The following is a 16,036-nucleotide window of genomic DNA, read 5'->3' as shown; positions in this document are numbered from 1 at the left end:
ATGACAAGCGATCCCTTTTTCCATCCGGTTTCCGGCTTTGACCTGCCGCGCTATGCCGGTGTTCCGACCTTCATGCGGTTGCCGCATGTCAATTTCGATCACCCGCGCCTGAAGGACGTGCAGATCGGTTTTATAGGTTCGCCCTGGGATTCCGGCACCACCAACCGTCCGGGGCCACGGCATGGGCCGCGTCAGCTGCGCGACATGTCGACGATGATCCGGGCCCAGAACGGTGCGACCGGGGTGCGCCCTTTCGAGATGGCCAATTGCGCCGATATGGGCGATGTCGCCCCGAACCCGGCGGATTTGCACGACAGCATGACGCGGATCACCACATTCTTCGAACAGGTCCGCGCCAACGGCATTCGGCCGCTGACCGCCGGGGGTGATCACCTCAATTCGCTGCCGATCCTGCGTGCCTTGGGTAAACCCGATCCGCTGGGCATGATCCATTTCGACAGCCATACCGACCTGTTTTACAGTTATTTCGGCGGTACGATGTACACCCACGGCACCCCGTTCCGCCGCGCGGTCGAAGAGGGGCTTCTTGATCCCAAGCGGGTCGTGCAAATCGGCATCCGTGGCACCACCTATGACAGCGAAGACCGCGATTTCGCCGACAGCGTCGGCATTCGGGTGATCCCGATCGAAGAATTCCACGCCCGCGGCCCCGAAGATGTGATGGCCGAAGCCAAGGAAATCGTCGGCAAGGCGCCCACCTATGTGTCTTATGACATCGATTTCGTCGACCCGGCCTTTGCCCCCGGCACCGGCACCCCCGAAGTGGGCGGGCCGAATTCCTATCAGGCATTGCAGGTCGCCCGCCTGCTTGACGGGGTCAATATTGCCGGGGCCGATCTGGTCGAAGTGTCGCCGCCCTTCGATGCGTCCGGGGGCACCGCTTACCTCGGTGCGTCGGTGATGTTCGAAATCCTGTGCCACATGGCCGGTTTGGCGTCCGAATAAGAGACCGACCTTGGCTGAACACAAAGCGCCCGGCGAAGGTCCGTTTCGATGCTGAAACGGGCGTTTGCCGGGCTTTTTGATTTTCAAGCACAGGCTCAGACTGCAATTGAACGGCTTGCGGTCGCGATGGTGCGAAAGGCTGTCGCGAAATATGACAAGCGAAGCAACCGCTCTGTCTGGGGTATGAGATATGACATTCGCGGAAATGCATTCCCATCCGAAGAACACGAAACACAGATGAAATCCCCTACCGCGTTTCAAATTCGGAGAAAGCAGGGATGCTTGGGGTGCCGTGCAGCGACAGGACAAATCGCCCCATCGGGAATTGGGTGCTTGTTGTGTGAGGAGGGGCAGATTAGCTAAGATGCCATGAGGTTGAAAAAATTTCCAATCCTGCTGGGTGCACTGATCTGTGCTCTGACCGTTGCTTTGGCGACGACGGGTTTTGGGCATCGGTTTTCTTCGCCTGCCGAAGTCGAGGCAGATCTTTATGCCGCGGCCTTTGGATTGGGGGCTGCCGATCTTTGCGGTGGTTCTGGGGATGGCGGCGCGGGGACCGACTGCGAAGCCTGCCGTCTTCTGGTGACGTTTCATCTTCCTGAACCGGCATCCGATTATGTTCGGCTGAACCTCGCCACGGTGGCGGCACCTGTTGCCATGTTTGGGCCACGCCAGACGTCATTGACACGAACCGCAACACGCCCCGCGCGGGCGCCGCCATTGGTCTGACCGTCTTCCACGACCCGAATGAGCGTTCCGGCCATCGCGTGCCGGATGCCCCCATGGATATCAGACATGACGTTATTTCCCATTTGCGCGGGACGTTTCTTTGCGGTGGCTGCCTGCCCCGTCACAGTCCCTGTCATCATCCCCGCCGGGGCGAGGTGATCGTAATGCGTTTCGCGCTTCTTCTTGCCCGGCCCTTGCTTGTACTGGCGCTTGTGCTGCTTGGGACCGTTCCCGATGGCATGATGCGGCATGCCGGACCGGATGGTATCCGGCTGGTGCTGTGTACCAGTAGTGGCACGAAGGAAGTCTGGCTGACCGAAGACGGCAGCACGATTCCGGTTGGAGAGAAGCAAGACCAGGGTGGTGATCCCCATGCTCCCCACTGCGTGCAGGTTTCCCTTACCACCCAGAACGCGGCGCCGCCGCTTGCCGAGCCGGTCGCATTTGCGCTTGGATTTTGTGATTTGGCGCTGCCGACCGACCAGATCCTGAACCGGCAGACCGCCGGGGGGGCCACGCGTGCCCGCGCCCCGCCTGTTCCCGTCTGATCCCGCCGGACACCGAGTCCGGCTATCCCGAACAGACGTCGGAACAGGGACCGCACGACCGGCAGTCCGTCATGGCCTTGGGCAAGACGGATAGCGCCAATTGCGCAGTCTCTCTCTGGCCGCACCCTGCCGTGAAACGCGGCACTGCACCAAATGAGAAAGAGATGCGAGATGAACGCGATGACTCTACCGTGGCAAATTCCGGGCCACGCAGTACCGATGCATATCAGCACGAAACGGCACAAGCTGTTTCGCGGTTTGACAGCGCGGCAGAAATCCACGGTCCTACGGGCCTTTACCCAAGATATTTATGGCGATGGCGACCCGATTTCTCGCGATCACACCAACGTCCCCCATCCCGAGATCGTGCTGCGCGGTGTGCTGCGCAAGGAGGTATGCGATCCTGACGGGGTCAGCCGGCTTTTCGGTCTGACCTTCGCGGGCGAGATGCTGTCGCCCGTCGGCCCGCGCACTGCCGGGGTGCGGCGCACTGCGATGGGGGAAACGGTGCTGCTTAGCTGTGATAGTGATGTATTCGCAGTAATTCTGGAGGAAATACCGCGCCTGCGGATGAACTATCTTGAAGAATTGCAGGATCAACTTTGCGAAGCGCGCCGCTGGCAGGTCATGCTGGGCCGCAAAACCGCGATGCAACGGGTGGCCACATTGCTTTTGTCGTTCTGGGAACGACAGGAGCGACCCGAGGAGATGGATTTACGCCTGAACCGCGCCGAGCTTGGGCAGATCCTGTGTCTGACGTTTGAGACCGTTTCGCGTCAGATCAAGGCGCTTGAAAAAGCCGGCGTGGTCGCATTGCCGCAGCCTTCCTGCGCCGTGATCCGCGATCCTCAGAGTCTCTTCGCCGCCACGGGTGAGGCCGTTTCGCTGCGCCATGCCGCCTGAAACCGTTGCTGGTCCGGTGCGTTACGCATCGGACCAGATTTTGAAGCGTTACAAGTCCTTTTCTACAAGTAGCCGCACCTTACACTTCAGCCAAGATGGCCGATATATCCTGTCGACGCTCTTCGATGCGTCGGCGATGTTCGAAATCCTGTGCCATATGGCCGGGTGTGTTGAAACTTAGAACTGTTTCAACAGGCGGGTTGTTTCGGGGTCGAGAAAACCGGCAACGGTTGCTTCGGTTTCCTGTTCAAGCGCGCGGTGCAATGCGCCGGCGGTTGCCTGATTCAGCACCCGTTTCATCGCGCGCACCGACAGGGTCGGGAGGTGTGCAAGCTGTGCCGCCACCTTGGCGGCTTCGGTTTGCAGATCGGCGTCGGGCACGACTTTCCACGCGACCCCACAATCGTGCAATTCAGCGGCTGGGTAGCGCTGTCCGAGAAACAGCATTTCACGCGCTTTCAACGGGCCTGCAATGGCTGGCAGCAGCGACGTTACCGCCCCGGTGACGAACAGGTTGAGCGACACTTCGGGGAAAAACCCTTTGGCGCTTTCGGCCCAGATCGGAAAGTCGCAGTTGATCGCCCATTCGAAACCGCCGCCGACCGCCCAGCCGTTGATCGCCCCCACCACCGGCTTGGCGCCGAACACGATGGCGACCGTCGCCCGCTGGATCGCATCGACCAGATCGCGCGCCTCTGCTTCGGTTTCAGGATGAACATGTTCATGCCTGTCATCGCCGGCGCAAAAGGCGCGGCCTTTGCCGGTGAAGATGATCGCGCGGGTCTGCGGATCCCGATTGGCGTCGTCGAACGCGATCGCAACGTCGTCGATCAGCCGCCGGTTCATCGCATTGAGAGAATTTGGCCGGTTCAGGGCGATGGTGCGCACGCCGTCACCGGTCATGGAGGACAGAATGGTGTCATAGCTGAAATCTGTCATGGGGTGTTCCTGATCACACGTTTGGTTTTGCCCTCAGTCACCGGAAAGGTGCCGGCGGGGACGATGGTCACTTGGGCCGTCGCGCCGAGTTTGGCCTTGAGCGCCGTTTCCAGCCGCTGGGAAAGGGTGCCGTCCTCTGGCTGTTCCTTGGCAAGTTCGGCGTGAACCGGCAGCACGTCGTAGGGTGGCGGACTGTCGAGGATGATCCGGTAATCGCCCGACAATTCGGGAAATTCGGTCACCACAGCGGCCACCATGGTCGGAAACATATTCAGCCCCCGAACCACGATCATGTCGTCGGAACGCCCGACCACGCGGAACCGGAACCCGGTACCGCCGCAACGGCAGGGATCGGTTGCTTCGATCACGATGATGTCGCCGGTTCGAAACCGCACCAGCGGCTGACAGTCACGCGACAGATGGGTCAGGACCAGTTCGCCTTTCGCGCCGGGTTCCAAGGTCTTTGTCGCTTCGGTGTCCGGGTCGATCAGTTCGACATGCAGCACATCATGGGCCACGAAATGCAACGCGGTGTCATGGGGGCATTCGGACGCGAAGTTACAAAACACATCCGACACGCCGTAATTGGCGTTGCGCGGTTCCATCCCCCATGTGTCGCACAGGCGTTGGCGCAAGGCGGGATCGTCCAGACCGGGTTCTCCGCCGAACAATCCCAGCTTGAGGCCAAGATCGGCAGGGGTGAGACCGGGGAATTTTTCCGCAATCACCCGTTCCAGCACGGTCGGATAGGACGGCGTGCAGGAAATCGCGGTGATCCCGACTTCGAGAATGCTGCGGACCAGAAGTTCAGTCGACCCGACGCCGAACGGCACCACCGTCGCCCCGGTGCGTTCCAATGTTCGATGATCGGTCAATCCCCCCATCCACATCTGGTAATTCAGGCAATGCACCACCGTGTCACCCGGTCCAAGACCAGCCAGCGCCTGTGCCCGGCCACCGACGATTTCGGTGGTGTCGCAGTCACGCGCACTGAGCGCCAGGTTCATCGCCTGCCCGGTGGTGCCCGATGTACGGTGCAACCGGGACACCTGATCGCGCGGCGCGGCCAGATAGTCACCGAACGGCGGATGGGCGGGCTGTGACAGGCGCAGGTCCGCTTTGTCGGAAAAGGGCAGAGCAGCCAGATCCTCCAACCGTTTGGGCGGTGTTTGACCCGCCCACAGGCGCCGGTAGAAATCGGAATGGGCGGCGACATAGGCGCTTTGGCGTTCCCAGGCCGCTTGCCGGTGCGCCGCAAGATCATTCAGCGCGATCCGGTGGCCGTTTTCGATCAGGCTCATGGTGCCATGCCCCGTTTCCAGATGTCTGTGAACATTTCCAGCACCGCCTCGTGATCGTGTGAAAAGGATTTGACCCACGGGTCATTGGTGATGAACAGGGCGGTCAGATATTGGTCCACCATGCCGCCAAGCGCGTAGGCGCGGCGCATCAGGTCCGGTTCGGGTCTTGCCGCGCGGCCATCGCGCCGGAGCGTTGCGCGCATTACGGTTTGGGCCCAGTCGTGGTTCAGCCGCTGGAACGCTTCGCGGGCCTGTGGGAAGGCGTCGCCGCCAACCACCATGCTTTTCATCAGGCCGGCGTTGTCCTCGAATATCCGCATATAGGCGGCCGTGGTATCGTGGGCCGGATCGTCGGTGTTGCGGCTGGCGGCGTGCATGCGCAGCTGCACGTAATCGGCAAAGGCGCTGAGAACGGCACCGGCCAGCACATTCCGGTCGGAAAAATAGAGATAGAACGTGCCATGCGCCACGCCGGCCGATTTGCAGATCGCCGAAACGGTGAGCCGTTCCAATGGCTGCGCGGCAAGGAAGCGGGCACAAGCGACGATTAGATCGGTGCGCGTCCGGTCGCCTTTTCGCATCTCCGTGCGGTCGCGCATGAGCCAATCTTCAAAGCATGGATCTTGTGGAGGGGGCGCGTTTGTTGAGGGGGCTGGGGTCACGGTGGGCTCTGTCATTGGTTAAATATGAAACTGACATCAACATCATATTTATAATTCGTCAAGACCTTGTGAGCCACAAATTTGGCGCGGTTCTTGCTTAAATCGCAGTCTGAGCATGATTTGAGGGACAGCCTTTGGGGTTTGTTCGGGTTTTTGGAACAAGTTTTTCGCCGGGCGGCATTATAGATTTCTTGCACCCATAGCAGGGGTATCCGATGGATTTTCGAGAAACAGTCACAGGCGCTGCGGTCACGCGGCGTGCCTTCCTCAAATCAACCGGTGCTGGCGTTGCCCTTACCGTGATCGCGGCCCCTTTGGGGCTGACTGGGCGGGCCGGGCGGGCCGAGGGGGCAGGTCTTGGCGCTGGATCAACCGCCGTTCCCGGTGTCGCAAGGCAACGGATTGACGGGTTGGCCAAGGTAACGGGGCAAAAGGTCTATGCCCGCGATTTTTCCGCCGCTGACATGGCTGGCTGGCCGGACAACCAGTGGCACGCGCTGTATTTGCGGGCGCTGACCACCGATCAGGCTTTCGAAGGCGTCGACCTTGGCAACCTGCCGCCGCAGGCGCAGCCTGTGCGGGTGGTGCTTGGTAACGAATTGAGCCAAGCGCAACGCGCACCGAAAGTGGCTTTCACGCGCGATTTGCATATGGACGAACGAATGGCCCAAGAGATCGCCAAGGCGCAGCGCAAGTCGACGGTCGACGCTGACGGTCGCAGCTTCAACTTGCCGCCCGATGTGGTTTTTGACCTGATCGTTGTGCCCGGAAATATCCCGAATTTCCTTGGTCAGGCGGTTGCGCTGTTGCTGTTTGACAGTGTTGCGGCCTTCCGCGCGGCCAAAGCCGCGATCGAATTCAATGATGATGCGTTCCAGATCTACGGCAGCGGTCTTCGGGATGGTCCGCCGCTGGGCGACGCGTTTTCACCGACGACCACTTACGTGAAATACGGCGACGAATTCAGCTATGCCACGGCCGACCCCGAAACCTATATGGATCAGGTGCCGGGCTATCAGAGCAAGATTCAGCAGGTTCTGGACAGTGATCCCGGTCTGATCCGGCAACCGTTTTCAACCGATATGCAGGCAATGGACCCGATGTTCATGGAGCCCGAAGCGGGGTTGGTTTGGATCGATGGCCCGGCGGGGGTGATAAATATCGTGTTGGGGACCCAATCCCCGGATGGCGATATCAGCAACATCCTGTCGATGTATGACAGCGACGACGCGCCGTTTCATCTGCGGGCGGTCAACCTGACAAGCTGCTATCCCGGCGGTGGATTCGGCGGGCGCGACAGTTCGCCTTTCACGCTTATGCTGGCGTTGGCCGGGGCCTATTCCGGCGGCAACCCGGTGCGGTTGGCCTATGACCGGTTCGAACAGTTTCGCGTCGGTCTGAAACGCCACGGTGCCGTGTTGACCGGCGCATTGGCCATTGATGGCAACATGTCGTTGCAGGCCATCCAGATGACGCTGACCTTCGACGGGGGCGGGCGGCGCAACCTGAGCCCTTACGTGGCCTCCTTGGCGGCGCTTTGTGCCGGTGGTTCCTATGCCGTGCCGATGGCCGACATCTTTGCCGAGGCGACCCATACCCAGAATATTTCAGGCGGCTCGCAGCGAGGTTTCGGCGGACCGCAGGCCTTTTTCGCCATCGAAACGGCGCTTGACGATATCGCCGCTGGGCAAAACTGGGACCCGGTCGAATTGCGCCGGGCCAACATCGTGGCAGAAGGCGGCGCAACCGTGGTTGGTGGTCCGGTAGAGCAAAGCCTGCGCCTTGCAGAGATGCTGGATCTGGCGGAAAATCACCCGCTTTGGGCCGATCGCGCAGCGCTAAAGCGGGAAAGTACGGTCGAAGGTCAGACCTGTTATGGCACCGGGCTTGCCATGTCGCTTCAGGCTTACGGGACGTCGGGCGACGGGATGGTCGCTTCGGTCTTCTTGAACCGCGACGGGACGATCACCGTTCAATCCGATGCGGTTGACATGGGAAATGGATCAGCCACGACGCTGGGCGTGACCATCGGCCCGATCCTTGGCAGCAACGCCGCACAAGTCGATATGGGCGCCTATACATTGTTCGGAATGACCGGCCTGAGCACGGAAGACAGCACCGGCCAAGGTTGGGACAATCCGCATTGGACAGCGAAATCCGTTGGGTCTTCGTCGGCTTGCCTGACCGCGTTGCATCAGGTGCATACGGTCCGGCAGACGGCAGAAGCGCTTTTCCAAGGGTCTGTTCTGGTCGCGGCAACACGGATTTGGGGCCTATCCGGGCTGACCCCCGATGAGGTGTCTTGGCAAGATGGCCTGCTTGTTCTGAACGCGGGGGGCGTGGTGCCGTTGAAGTTGTCGCAACTGGCCGATGAAATATATGCCGCCGGTTTGCCTTGCGGCGCATTGGGTCATGCCTATTTTCAGAACACCTGGGCCGCAGCAATCTATCCCACCCCGGCCGGTCTTGTGCCGCTTCAATTGGATGGGGTGTCTTTCTATCTGCCCGACGGCTCTGATCCGGTCTTTGTCGAGCGGCAGGCCACCAGCGGCCCCGATAGCACGAGTACACGCTATGGCCGGTATGTCTGGGCACCCTGTGTCAATGTCGTGGCATTGAGCGTCGATATCACCACCGGGGCCGTGCAGATCGAAAACGTGCTGAGCGTGCTGAATGCCGGTCATATCCACGTGCCGCAATTGGTGTCAGGTCAGAGCCAGGGCGGGGTGGCGATGGCGATCAGTTACACGCTGTTTGAAGACATGCCGCCGGGGATGGCTGGCCCGGCAAACGGGAGTTGGAATCTCAATCAGTATCATCTGGCCCGCGCGGGGGATGTGCCGCTGGTCGATGGGTATGCGCCCGGCCAGCGCGGTCAGCAGCTGATCACGCTGGCCGAGCTTCCCGGCAGCCCGCCGGTGGGTCGCGGCATCGCCGAAGCGGTGATGTGTTCGGTCCCGCCCGCGATTTCCAACGCGTTGCGGGATGCCACCGGTATGCGGTTCGCGTCGCTGCCGATCACGCCCGAAAAAATCCTGAAAGGTTTGGGTCAATGACGATTTCCCTGACAGTCAACGGTATCGCATATCAGATCGACGATAGCCGCGCTGATGACAAGCTGATCGATTTTCTGCACGAAGAGCTGAACCTAACCGGCACCAAATTCTGTTGCGGCATTGGGGTTTGCCGGGCCTGCACCGTGCAGGTCAGCAAACCGCCCAATCCGGCACCTGCGCCGGTGGTCAGTTGTTCAACCGCGCTTGGCAGCTTGGATGGAAGCGCGGTTTCGACCATCGAATCCGTTGCACGGGGCGGCGTTCTTGACCCGGTGCAGCAGGCGTTTCTGGAAAACTTTTCGTTCCAATGCGGTTATTGCACCCCCGGTTTTGTCATGGCGTCGCGGATGTTTCTTGAGGGGCTCAAAGCGCAGCCGGTTCCGGCTGACCAACTGGAAGATGCGATGATGACGGCCATTGGCAGCCATATTTGCCGATGCACTGGCTATCTGCGGTATTTCGAGGCGCTCAGACCGCTGGCTGAGGCTGCTAACGCGGGTCAAGGAGGGCAACAATGAAGATTCCGCGTGCCTGTAGCATTGCGTTTCTGTGCGTCGCCGGGGCTGCGGGCGCGCAGACATCGACCCAAATCTACGGGTCGGCCTGTGCCACCGATATCGGCGCGATTGACGTGTTCGATTGCGCCAATGGCGTCGCTGTTCCGGTCACGGTGGATGGGGTTGCGGTCACGGATCATGCGCCCGCGACCTGCGACAGACCGGCGCTTTTGAACAACGGTGCCGGGTCTGACGGCCAATGTGTGCCGTTTTCCCGCATTTTGAACCTGTCCACCGAGACGGCGCAGATCGCGGTCATGTGCCGGCAAAAGCGTTTTCGCGCCGAGGGCAGCACCGATTTCGATGAAATCGACGTGATCGCCCATAACCCCGATACCGGCGCGACCTGCTGGTTTCAGGCCAAGGCCGATGCGGGCGCGGGGGTAAGCGGGCAAAATGTTCCGTCGCCTACCGCCGCGACCGATGCCAGTTTCTGGCAGACGCCCGAAGCGGTCGTTGCCGAAGACTGTGGCGTCTGCCACGACAACGATCCCTTCATGTATTCGCCCTTTGTCGGGCAGGTCTGGGCGGATGTCCCGGTCGACCCGTTTGGCCCCTATGGCCATGTTGATCCCGGGATTGGTTTTTCGGACTGGCCGTTGCATGCGATGAACCTGCGCGACAACACTTGTTTAAGCTGTCACCGGATTGGGGCGGGTTTGCTGATGCCGCCGGATCCGGCGCAGGAAAAACCGGGGTCCTGTGGCGCGCTGGCGCAATGGATGACCGGGCAAGTGGTGCCCGTTGGGGCGGATGAGCAGGCAAGCCGCTATCCCGCCAGCCACGCAATGCCGCCCAATTTTGGCCGGTCCGAAGCGGCCTGGAACGTGATCTATGCGCAATCGGCGGCCGATATCCAATCCTGTTGCGCCGATCCCGGCCAAGATATGTGCGGGCTTGCCGAAATTCAGTCTTATCTGGACCGCGCTCAAAACAGATGAACAAGCCCTTGCGCGTTTCACAGTCGGGCAAAGCGGGGGATGTTTTCTGATCGCGCAGGGGCGGATTGCATCAGGTGCGGGGATCAGCCGCCGGTATTGCGGGCCAACCAAGTGACCATGTCGGTCAATTGCTGCGTCATGGCGGCATCGAACCCGGCCACGATCAGATCGGCGGATGTATCGGCCACCGCTGCGGCATTGTCGAAGCTTCGCGACGAAATCACCGATCCATCAGTGCCGCGCAACAAAGTCATGGTGGTCTTGATTACCACCGTCACCTGGTCGGCGTTAACTTCTGCCTGAAATGCCTGCAAATCCGTTAGCAACACATAGTCCGGCGACGGTCCCGTGCCGGCGCTAGTGACCAACGCAAAACGGCCCGAATTGGCCAGCGAACGCACCAATAGCAGCTGAACATGTTCGGTCGCTTCGTTGACCCATCGGGTTTCGGGCAAGGATTGAATTTCAAGCGGTGTCGGCTTGATCACGATCCGGTCGCTGTTCAGGGCACCCGTCGCCGTCGGCAGCGCGACTTCCAACTGACGCCTGCCGCGAGGCACGGAAACCGACCCGGCCGGCAGGGGTGTGAGTTCGAACGTGTTGAGGGGTTTGGAAGCCGACTGAAGGCTGGTCAGACCAGAACATCCGGCCAGGGCCGCAAGACCAAGACCGAACACAACGGAGCGAAAGATTTTTCGATAAGACATCATGGTCTATCTCCTGAATTCGGGAATGTTGTTGCCAAAGAAGAACCGCGCGGGGTCTCTTTGCATTTTCTTTGTCAACTGTTCCAATTGATAAACCAATTGCTGTGCTTCGCGCGCGAACTTGGTGAATTCGGGCAGGCCGGTTTGCGCGAATGCCTGAACCGGCGGGGCGCTGGCGCTGACGGTGTCTTCGATCTGTTGCACAACATCCAAGGCGCGCGCCATGGCATCGCGCAGATCGGTGGTGATTGCCGGGATATCTTCGGACAGGGTCGCCATCGTCGCCTCGAACTGGCCCGCAGCGGTGCGGACATCCGAAATTGCCGGGCTCAGATCGGTTGAAATGATTGTGTCCGCGCCGGCGAATGTGCGTTCGGCGACATCAAGCGTTTTTTCGGTCGCGATCAGTGCGCGGTCCAGATTGGCAAGCGTGCGATTGGCGTTTTGTAAAGTTTCCGTCGCCGCCTTCAGGGTTTCGTCGCCGCTATCGACCAGAGGATCAAGCCGGGTCGTGAACGCCACGAGATCGGTCGAAACCTGATCAATGACACCGGTTGCGGATGTGACGGCGGTGCGAATGTCGGTGACGATGCCCGGCACGTCCTGTTGAAACACCGTATCGATGCCGGTGATCGACCCCTGTACCGCCTTCAGCGTTTCGCGGGCATCGACGATCAGCGCGGTTGTGTCGCCATCGATCAAGCCTTGGAAATTGGTCGAGGCGCTTTCAACGGCGGTCAGCGATTTACGCGCATCGGCAAGGGTGAGGTCGAGGGTGGCAATCGTCGTTTCGAGTTCGGAAAACCGTTGCGTTGCCGCTTCGGCCGAGCCGCCGAATTGCGTCAGGACGGTATCGAGTTGGGTTTTTAAGTCGTTGGTTGCGGTGTCAATCGACCGGATTGCGGAGGACAGGTCATCCGCGATTTGCGGCACTCGGGTCTGAACGAAGCTGTCGACGCCGCTGATCGTGGATTCCGCCGTGGTAAAAGCCGCAGTCGCCGAGCGCATCGTCGGTTCGATTTCGCCAAGCGCAAGTTTTGCGGCGTCCAGGGTTTCGTTGATCTTAAGAAGCGAGGTTTGAACGGTTTCCCCGATTTCATCAAGCCGACCGGTGAATTTCGAAATTTCCGCGGTGCCTTCGGAAACGGTCTGCGAGATATCGGAAAAATCGGACAGCGCCTTGTCAAGCTGGCCCGAGGCGCGATCAAGGTTTTGCAGAAGGTTGGACACCGCCGCCTGATTTTCCGGACCAAGGAAGTTCCTGACTTCCTTGATCGCTTCGACCGCTTCGTTCACCAGATCGGGGGCATCTTCGGTCAGGGCTTGGACGGCGGACCGCTGTGCTGTGATCAGGGGAACGGTGGTCGGGTCGGCTGTGTCGCGCAACAACGCAGCGCCTTGGCTGCCGCCCGTCAGGGCGACGAAAGAAACCCCGGTGACGCCTTGTGAATTCAGCTGTGCGGTGGTGTCGGTTTTGACCGGGGTGTCGGCGGCGACTTCGATCCGGACCCGCACTTTATCGGGATTGTCGGCATCAAGTCCAAGGCCGATGACCTTGCCGACAGACAATCCGTTATAGCGCACATCCGCCGCCATCCCCAATCCCGACACGCTGTCGAACAGAATTTCGTATTCGGCATATTGCCGGTCAACTTCGACCTTTGCGAACCACACCAGCAGGCCCAGAACCCCCAGCATGCCAAGGATTGTGACGGCACCGATCAGCACGAAATTGGCTTTGGTTTCCATTCGGTAAAATCCTCAGTTCCCGAACCCGGCCGCGCGGGCTCGGGGACCGTGAAAATATTCGTGAACCCACGGATGGTCCACCTCCAACATGTCCGCCATCGTGCCTGTCACGAAGACCCGTTTTTCGGCCAGCACCGCAATACGGTCGCAGATCGCATGCAGGCTGTCCAGATCATGCGTGACCATGAACACCGTCAACCCCAGCGTGGTTTGCAGTTTCTTTATCAAGGCGTCAAACGCGGCAGCGCCGATCGGGTCCAACCCGGCTGTGGGTTCGTCCAGAAACACGATTTCAGGGTCCAGTGCCAGCGCCCGGGCAAGCCCGGCGCGTTTGCGCATCCCTCCCGACAATTCGGATGGGTATTTGTCACAGGCGTTCGGCGGCAAGCCTACCATGGACACTTTCAGTTCGGCCAGCGCCCGGCGCGTTTGCGGTGACAGGTCGGTCTGTTCGCGCATCGGCACTTCGACGTTTTCGCGCACCGTCAAGGATGAAAACAGCGCCCCATCCTGAAACATCACGCCCCAGCGGCGTTCGATTTTCTGGCGCGTTTCGTCCGACGCATTCAGCATGTCGGTGCCAAAAACAGCGACGCTGCCCGCCTTGGGGTGCAACAAGCCAACGATCGACCGCAGCAGGACGGATTTCCCGGTTCCCGATCCGCCGACCACGCCCAGAACTTCACCCCGTAACACGTCCAGGTCCAGACCGTCATGCACCACGTGATCACCGAATTGATTGCGCAATCCACGGACCTGAATGGCGACTTCACGCGTGTCCTGCATCACACCCCGACAATCGCAAAAAAGATCGAAAACATGGCATCCGCAACGATAACAAGAAAGATGGAAAGCACAACCGATGTCGATGTCAGCCGCCCCAGGGATTCAGCGTCCCCCCCGACTTTCATGCCTTCGTAACTGCCGATGATTCCGATGATGATGGCAAAGAACGGAGCCTTGATCATGCCGACGGCATAATGCCAGACATCGACGGAATCATAAAGCCGGGTCTGAAACATACCCGGTGACACGCCCAGTTCGATCCAAGACATTACCGCCCCGCCAAACAGGCCCATGACATCGGCCACGAAGCCCAGCAGCGGCAGCATGATCACCAGCCCCAGAACGCGCGGCAGGACCAGAACCTCGATCGGGTCCAGGCCCAGAGTCTGCATCGCATCGATTTCTTCGCGCATCTTCATGGACCCGATCGCGGCGGTGAAGGCCGCGCCCGACCTGCCTGCGACAATGATGGCGGTCAACAGGATGCCCAGTTCGCGCAGGACCGAAATCGCGATCAGATCGACGACGAACACTTCGGCCCCGAACTGGCGCAACTGGACAGCCCCTTGAAACGCCATCACGACGCCGATCAGGAACGCCATCAGCGCCACGATGGGGACGGCATTCAGCCCGATTTCCTGCATGTGATGCACCAGCGATGTGAAGCGCAGGCGGCGGGGGTGGATCATCAGTCCGCCAAAACGCGCGATCACGGTGCCGAAAAAGCTCAGGATTTCGACCAGGCTGAGGCCCGCTTGCCACGTCGCCTTGCCGACGGTTTCGAGCCAGTCAAAGAAATCGTGGCGCGGCTTTTTCGCCGCGTCCTTGGCGGGAATGCTGTTTCGGACCACGTCAACCAGATCCATATGCACAGGCGACGCGCCGATGATGTCGCATCGCCCGCCACGGTCCAGAATCTTGCTTTGAAGGTCGATGATCAGCCACGCCCCGGCGGTGTCCATGACCTGTACCGATGACAGGTCGAAAGTGACATCGTCAGAGGCCACCACCGTTGCCAATTGCGCCCGAATTTCATCGACCCTTGCGACCACGATCCGATCTGGCAGTGTTACTGTCATGGCTTCACTTGATCGTTTTCCATAAGGTCCGTGGCGGCAGGAACCAAAGGATGGTAGCAGAGTTCGATCGGGGCATCCACAATCAACGCAATGCGTCGCAGCCAATCATCGCACGGGGCAGGGGGGGCAAGCAAAAAGTCCTTGGTCATGGTCGTCTGACGTCAGCGCCGATCCAACTCTATGGCGTGATGGTGTTGGCAAACACATGAACCAAAGTTTAGGAAAATTTGCAAAGCACAAGGAACGTATGAATTCCGCGATCCTCCTGAGCTAATGGGGCCACAAGTTCAAGAGATCAATTCCAGGCGCCTGGCCAAAACGCGTTCTTGGGGCTTGTCAGTTGAGAGTGGGAGTCTGATTTGCCGCGATCAGTAGCGATTCCGGCTAGGCTAGGGTATCAATCCGTTTGAAATTTTCCAATCGATACACTTCGACCATTTCATGCGCGGTTTTCACCATGCCCGCAAATCTGTGCTTCGCCATGTTGGGCGCGGCCCAGGTTTGTGGCGCTTGGTTTGGACCGGCCGTTTTCCATGCCTGCCACTATCTGCAAGACGGTCGCCACGGTCAGCCTACAGACCGGCCACCAAGTGTTAGGCGATGATCCGGGGACTACCCCCACCCCGCGCCAGATCGACTCCTTCTGGACTGGCGCAGAAACGCGATAATGAAACCCACCGGCTGGTAAAGGTCAGAGTAGTGGCCGTGACAGATCGGGGACCGTGCCGGCGCAGAGCTGCAATGGACGGGGCAGGAGCAAAGCCTGCGGGGAAGCGGCTGGCCACCGATAGAGGTAACTCACGGCGTCGCGCGGAAACGGATCTGGAATTGAAGGGCCTTCCCCTGCATGCGGGGGGAAGGAACGGGGGCCGGATATTGTCTAAAGGAATTTCACCAATTCTAACGAGAGTGTCCGACCTTTTGTGTATGAGTGATCCGGTTCATGCTTCACCGAAAGGAAGCATGAATGACTATCTCGAAAGAACTCCTGGACGAACTGCTGAAGGGCGTGGAACGCCCTGAAGACCTGCTCGGCGATGCCGGGCTGATGAAAGAGTTGAAGATCCGGTTAATGGAGCGGATGCTGGGGGCTGAGTTGAAGTCAGTATCGGA

The 16,036-nt window shown here is 59.9% G+C and carries 15 protein-coding genes and 1 pseudogene; 9 read left to right on the top strand and 7 right to left on the bottom strand.

Annotated elements, in window-relative coordinates; all coding sequences use genetic code 11:
- The 4 genes from TG4357_RS09425 (at nt 1) to TG4357_RS09405 (ending at nt 3,146) form a co-directional block, all read left to right on the top strand.
- The gene (locus TG4357_RS09425; protein WP_058262624.1) at nt 1–966 is read left to right on the top strand and encodes an agmatinase; all 966 of its coding nucleotides are present in this window, start codon (nt 1–3) and stop codon (nt 964–966) included.
- A 375-nt stretch (nt 967–1,341) separates the two neighbouring features.
- Nucleotides 1,342–1,695, top strand: coding sequence for a polyketide synthase (locus TG4357_RS09415; protein WP_139193683.1), 354 nt, complete (start codon nt 1,342–1,344; stop codon nt 1,693–1,695).
- A 53-nt stretch (nt 1,696–1,748) separates the two neighbouring features.
- On the top strand, nt 1,749–2,243 hold the full coding sequence (locus TG4357_RS09410) for a hypothetical protein (protein WP_058262621.1): 495 nt from the start codon (nt 1,749–1,751) through the stop codon (nt 2,241–2,243).
- Between the two features lie 171 nt (nt 2,244–2,414).
- Nucleotides 2,415–3,146, top strand: coding sequence for a Crp/Fnr family transcriptional regulator (locus tag TG4357_RS09405; protein WP_158509062.1), 732 nt, complete (start codon nt 2,415–2,417; stop codon nt 3,144–3,146).
- A gap of 177 nt (nt 3,147–3,323) precedes the next feature.
- On the opposite strand, the gene TG4357_RS09400 is transcribed toward TG4357_RS09405, so the two are convergent.
- From TG4357_RS09400 to TG4357_RS09390, 3 genes are read right to left on the bottom strand one after another with little or no spacing between them, the layout of a single operon-like run.
- Nucleotides 3,324–4,085: an enoyl-CoA hydratase/isomerase family protein gene (locus TG4357_RS09400; RefSeq protein WP_058262619.1), complete on the bottom strand. Its 762-nt coding sequence runs from the start codon at nt 4,083–4,085 to the stop codon at nt 3,324–3,326.
- Nucleotides 4,082–5,386 (bottom strand): phenylacetate--CoA ligase family protein, encoded by a 1,305-nt coding sequence (locus tag TG4357_RS09395; RefSeq protein ID WP_058262618.1) that lies wholly within the window; start codon nt 5,384–5,386, stop codon nt 4,082–4,084. Before TG4357_RS09395 ends, TG4357_RS09400 begins: the two co-directional genes overlap by 4 nt.
- Nucleotides 5,383–5,985, bottom strand: coding sequence for a TetR/AcrR family transcriptional regulator (locus TG4357_RS09390; RefSeq protein ID WP_058262617.1), 603 nt, complete (start codon nt 5,983–5,985; stop codon nt 5,383–5,385). Before TG4357_RS09390 ends, TG4357_RS09395 begins: the two co-directional genes overlap by 4 nt.
- A gap of 278 nt (nt 5,986–6,263) precedes the next feature.
- Between TG4357_RS09390 and TG4357_RS09385 the strand changes: the two genes are divergently transcribed.
- From TG4357_RS09385 to TG4357_RS09375, 3 genes are read left to right on the top strand one after another with little or no spacing between them, the layout of a single operon-like run.
- Nucleotides 6,264–9,104: a xanthine dehydrogenase family protein molybdopterin-binding subunit gene (locus tag TG4357_RS09385; RefSeq protein ID WP_058262616.1), complete on the top strand. Its 2,841-nt coding sequence runs from the start codon at nt 6,264–6,266 to the stop codon at nt 9,102–9,104.
- Nucleotides 9,101–9,622, top strand: a complete 522-nt coding sequence (locus tag TG4357_RS09380) for a (2Fe-2S)-binding protein (protein WP_058262615.1) — start codon at nt 9,101–9,103, stop codon at nt 9,620–9,622. The genes TG4357_RS09385 and TG4357_RS09380 overlap by 4 nt, the downstream gene beginning before the upstream one ends.
- Complete coding sequence (locus tag TG4357_RS09375) at nt 9,619–10,602, top strand: hypothetical protein (RefSeq protein WP_058262614.1); 984 nt, start codon at nt 9,619–9,621, stop codon at nt 10,600–10,602. The genes TG4357_RS09380 and TG4357_RS09375 overlap by 4 nt, the downstream gene beginning before the upstream one ends.
- An 83-nt stretch (nt 10,603–10,685) precedes the next feature.
- Here TG4357_RS09375 and TG4357_RS09370 read toward each other — a convergent pair whose 3' ends face one another.
- Genes TG4357_RS09370 through TG4357_RS09355 form a run of 4 tightly spaced genes read right to left on the bottom strand, consistent with a single transcriptional unit; the run spans nt 10,686 to nt 14,923 of the window.
- Nucleotides 10,686–11,312 carry an ABC-type transport auxiliary lipoprotein family protein gene (locus TG4357_RS09370; protein WP_058262613.1) on the bottom strand — a complete coding sequence of 209 codons (627 nt, stop codon included), beginning with the start codon at nt 11,310–11,312 and terminating at the stop codon, nt 10,686–10,688.
- 3 nt (nt 11,313–11,315) lie between these two features.
- Nucleotides 11,316–13,058 carry an MlaD family protein gene (locus TG4357_RS09365; protein ID WP_058262612.1) on the bottom strand — a complete coding sequence of 581 codons (1,743 nt, stop codon included), beginning with the start codon at nt 13,056–13,058 and terminating at the stop codon, nt 11,316–11,318.
- A gap of 12 nt (nt 13,059–13,070) precedes the next feature.
- On the bottom strand, nt 13,071–13,844 hold the full coding sequence (locus TG4357_RS09360; protein WP_058262611.1) for an ABC transporter ATP-binding protein: 774 nt from the start codon (nt 13,842–13,844) through the stop codon (nt 13,071–13,073).
- Nucleotides 13,844–14,923 carry an ABC transporter permease gene (locus TG4357_RS09355; RefSeq protein ID WP_058262610.1) on the bottom strand — a complete coding sequence of 360 codons (1,080 nt, stop codon included), beginning with the start codon at nt 14,921–14,923 and terminating at the stop codon, nt 13,844–13,846. Before TG4357_RS09355 ends, TG4357_RS09360 begins: the two co-directional genes overlap by 1 nt.
- A 50-nt stretch (nt 14,924–14,973) precedes the next feature.
- On the opposite strand from TG4357_RS09355, the gene TG4357_RS19475 reads away from it, so the two are divergent.
- Together TG4357_RS19475 and TG4357_RS19295 are read left to right on the top strand one after the other, a co-directional pair.
- Nucleotides 14,974–15,132: a hypothetical protein gene (locus tag TG4357_RS19475; protein ID WP_158509061.1), complete on the top strand. Its 159-nt coding sequence runs from the start codon at nt 14,974–14,976 to the stop codon at nt 15,130–15,132.
- 758 nt (nt 15,133–15,890) lie between these two features.
- Nucleotides 15,891–16,022 (top strand): annotated as a pseudogene (locus TG4357_RS19295) (IS256 family transposase); the annotation flags it as partial.
- Between the last annotated feature and the right edge of the window lie 14 nt (nt 16,023–16,036).

The sequence above is a fragment of the Thalassovita gelatinovora genome, from assembly GCF_001458355.1.
GTDB classification, from domain to species: Bacteria; Pseudomonadota; Alphaproteobacteria; order Rhodobacterales; family Rhodobacteraceae; genus Thalassobius; species Thalassobius gelatinovorus.
Note: the sequence above shows the minus strand (reverse complement) of the source record. Positions and strands in the feature narration are given on the sequence as shown.

Excerpts from the sequence above, each read along its gene's own strand:
- TG4357_RS09425 (WP_058262624.1), top strand. The coding sequence starts at position 1 with ATGACAAGCGATCCCTTTTTCCATCCGGTTTCCGGCTTTGACCTGCCG.
- TG4357_RS09410 (WP_058262621.1), top strand. The coding sequence starts at position 1,749 with ATGGATATCAGACATGACGTTATTTCCCATTTGCGCGGGACGTTTCTT.
- TG4357_RS09405 (WP_158509062.1), top strand. The coding sequence starts at position 2,415 with ATGAACGCGATGACTCTACCGTGGCAAATTCCGGGCCACGCAGTACCG.
- TG4357_RS09400 (WP_058262619.1), bottom strand. The coding sequence starts at position 4,085 with ATGACAGATTTCAGCTATGACACCATTCTGTCCTCCATGACCGGTGAC.
- TG4357_RS09395 (WP_058262618.1), bottom strand. The coding sequence starts at position 5,386 with ATGAGCCTGATCGAAAACGGCCACCGGATCGCGCTGAATGATCTTGCG.
- TG4357_RS09390 (WP_058262617.1), bottom strand. The coding sequence starts at position 5,985 with ATGCGCGACCGCACGGAGATGCGAAAAGGCGACCGGACGCGCACCGAT.
- TG4357_RS09385 (WP_058262616.1), top strand. The coding sequence starts at position 6,264 with ATGGATTTTCGAGAAACAGTCACAGGCGCTGCGGTCACGCGGCGTGCC.
- TG4357_RS09380 (WP_058262615.1), top strand. The coding sequence starts at position 9,101 with ATGACGATTTCCCTGACAGTCAACGGTATCGCATATCAGATCGACGAT.
- TG4357_RS09375 (WP_058262614.1), top strand. The coding sequence starts at position 9,619 with ATGAAGATTCCGCGTGCCTGTAGCATTGCGTTTCTGTGCGTCGCCGGG.
- TG4357_RS09370 (WP_058262613.1), bottom strand. The coding sequence starts at position 11,312 with ATGATGTCTTATCGAAAAATCTTTCGCTCCGTTGTGTTCGGTCTTGGT.
- TG4357_RS09365 (WP_058262612.1), bottom strand. The coding sequence starts at position 13,058 with ATGGAAACCAAAGCCAATTTCGTGCTGATCGGTGCCGTCACAATCCTT.
- TG4357_RS09360 (WP_058262611.1), bottom strand. The coding sequence starts at position 13,844 with ATGCAGGACACGCGTGAAGTCGCCATTCAGGTCCGTGGATTGCGCAAT.
- TG4357_RS09355 (WP_058262610.1), bottom strand. The coding sequence starts at position 14,923 with ATGACAGTAACACTGCCAGATCGGATCGTGGTCGCAAGGGTCGATGAA.
- TG4357_RS19475 (WP_158509061.1), top strand. The coding sequence starts at position 14,974 with ATGGTAGCAGAGTTCGATCGGGGCATCCACAATCAACGCAATGCGTCG.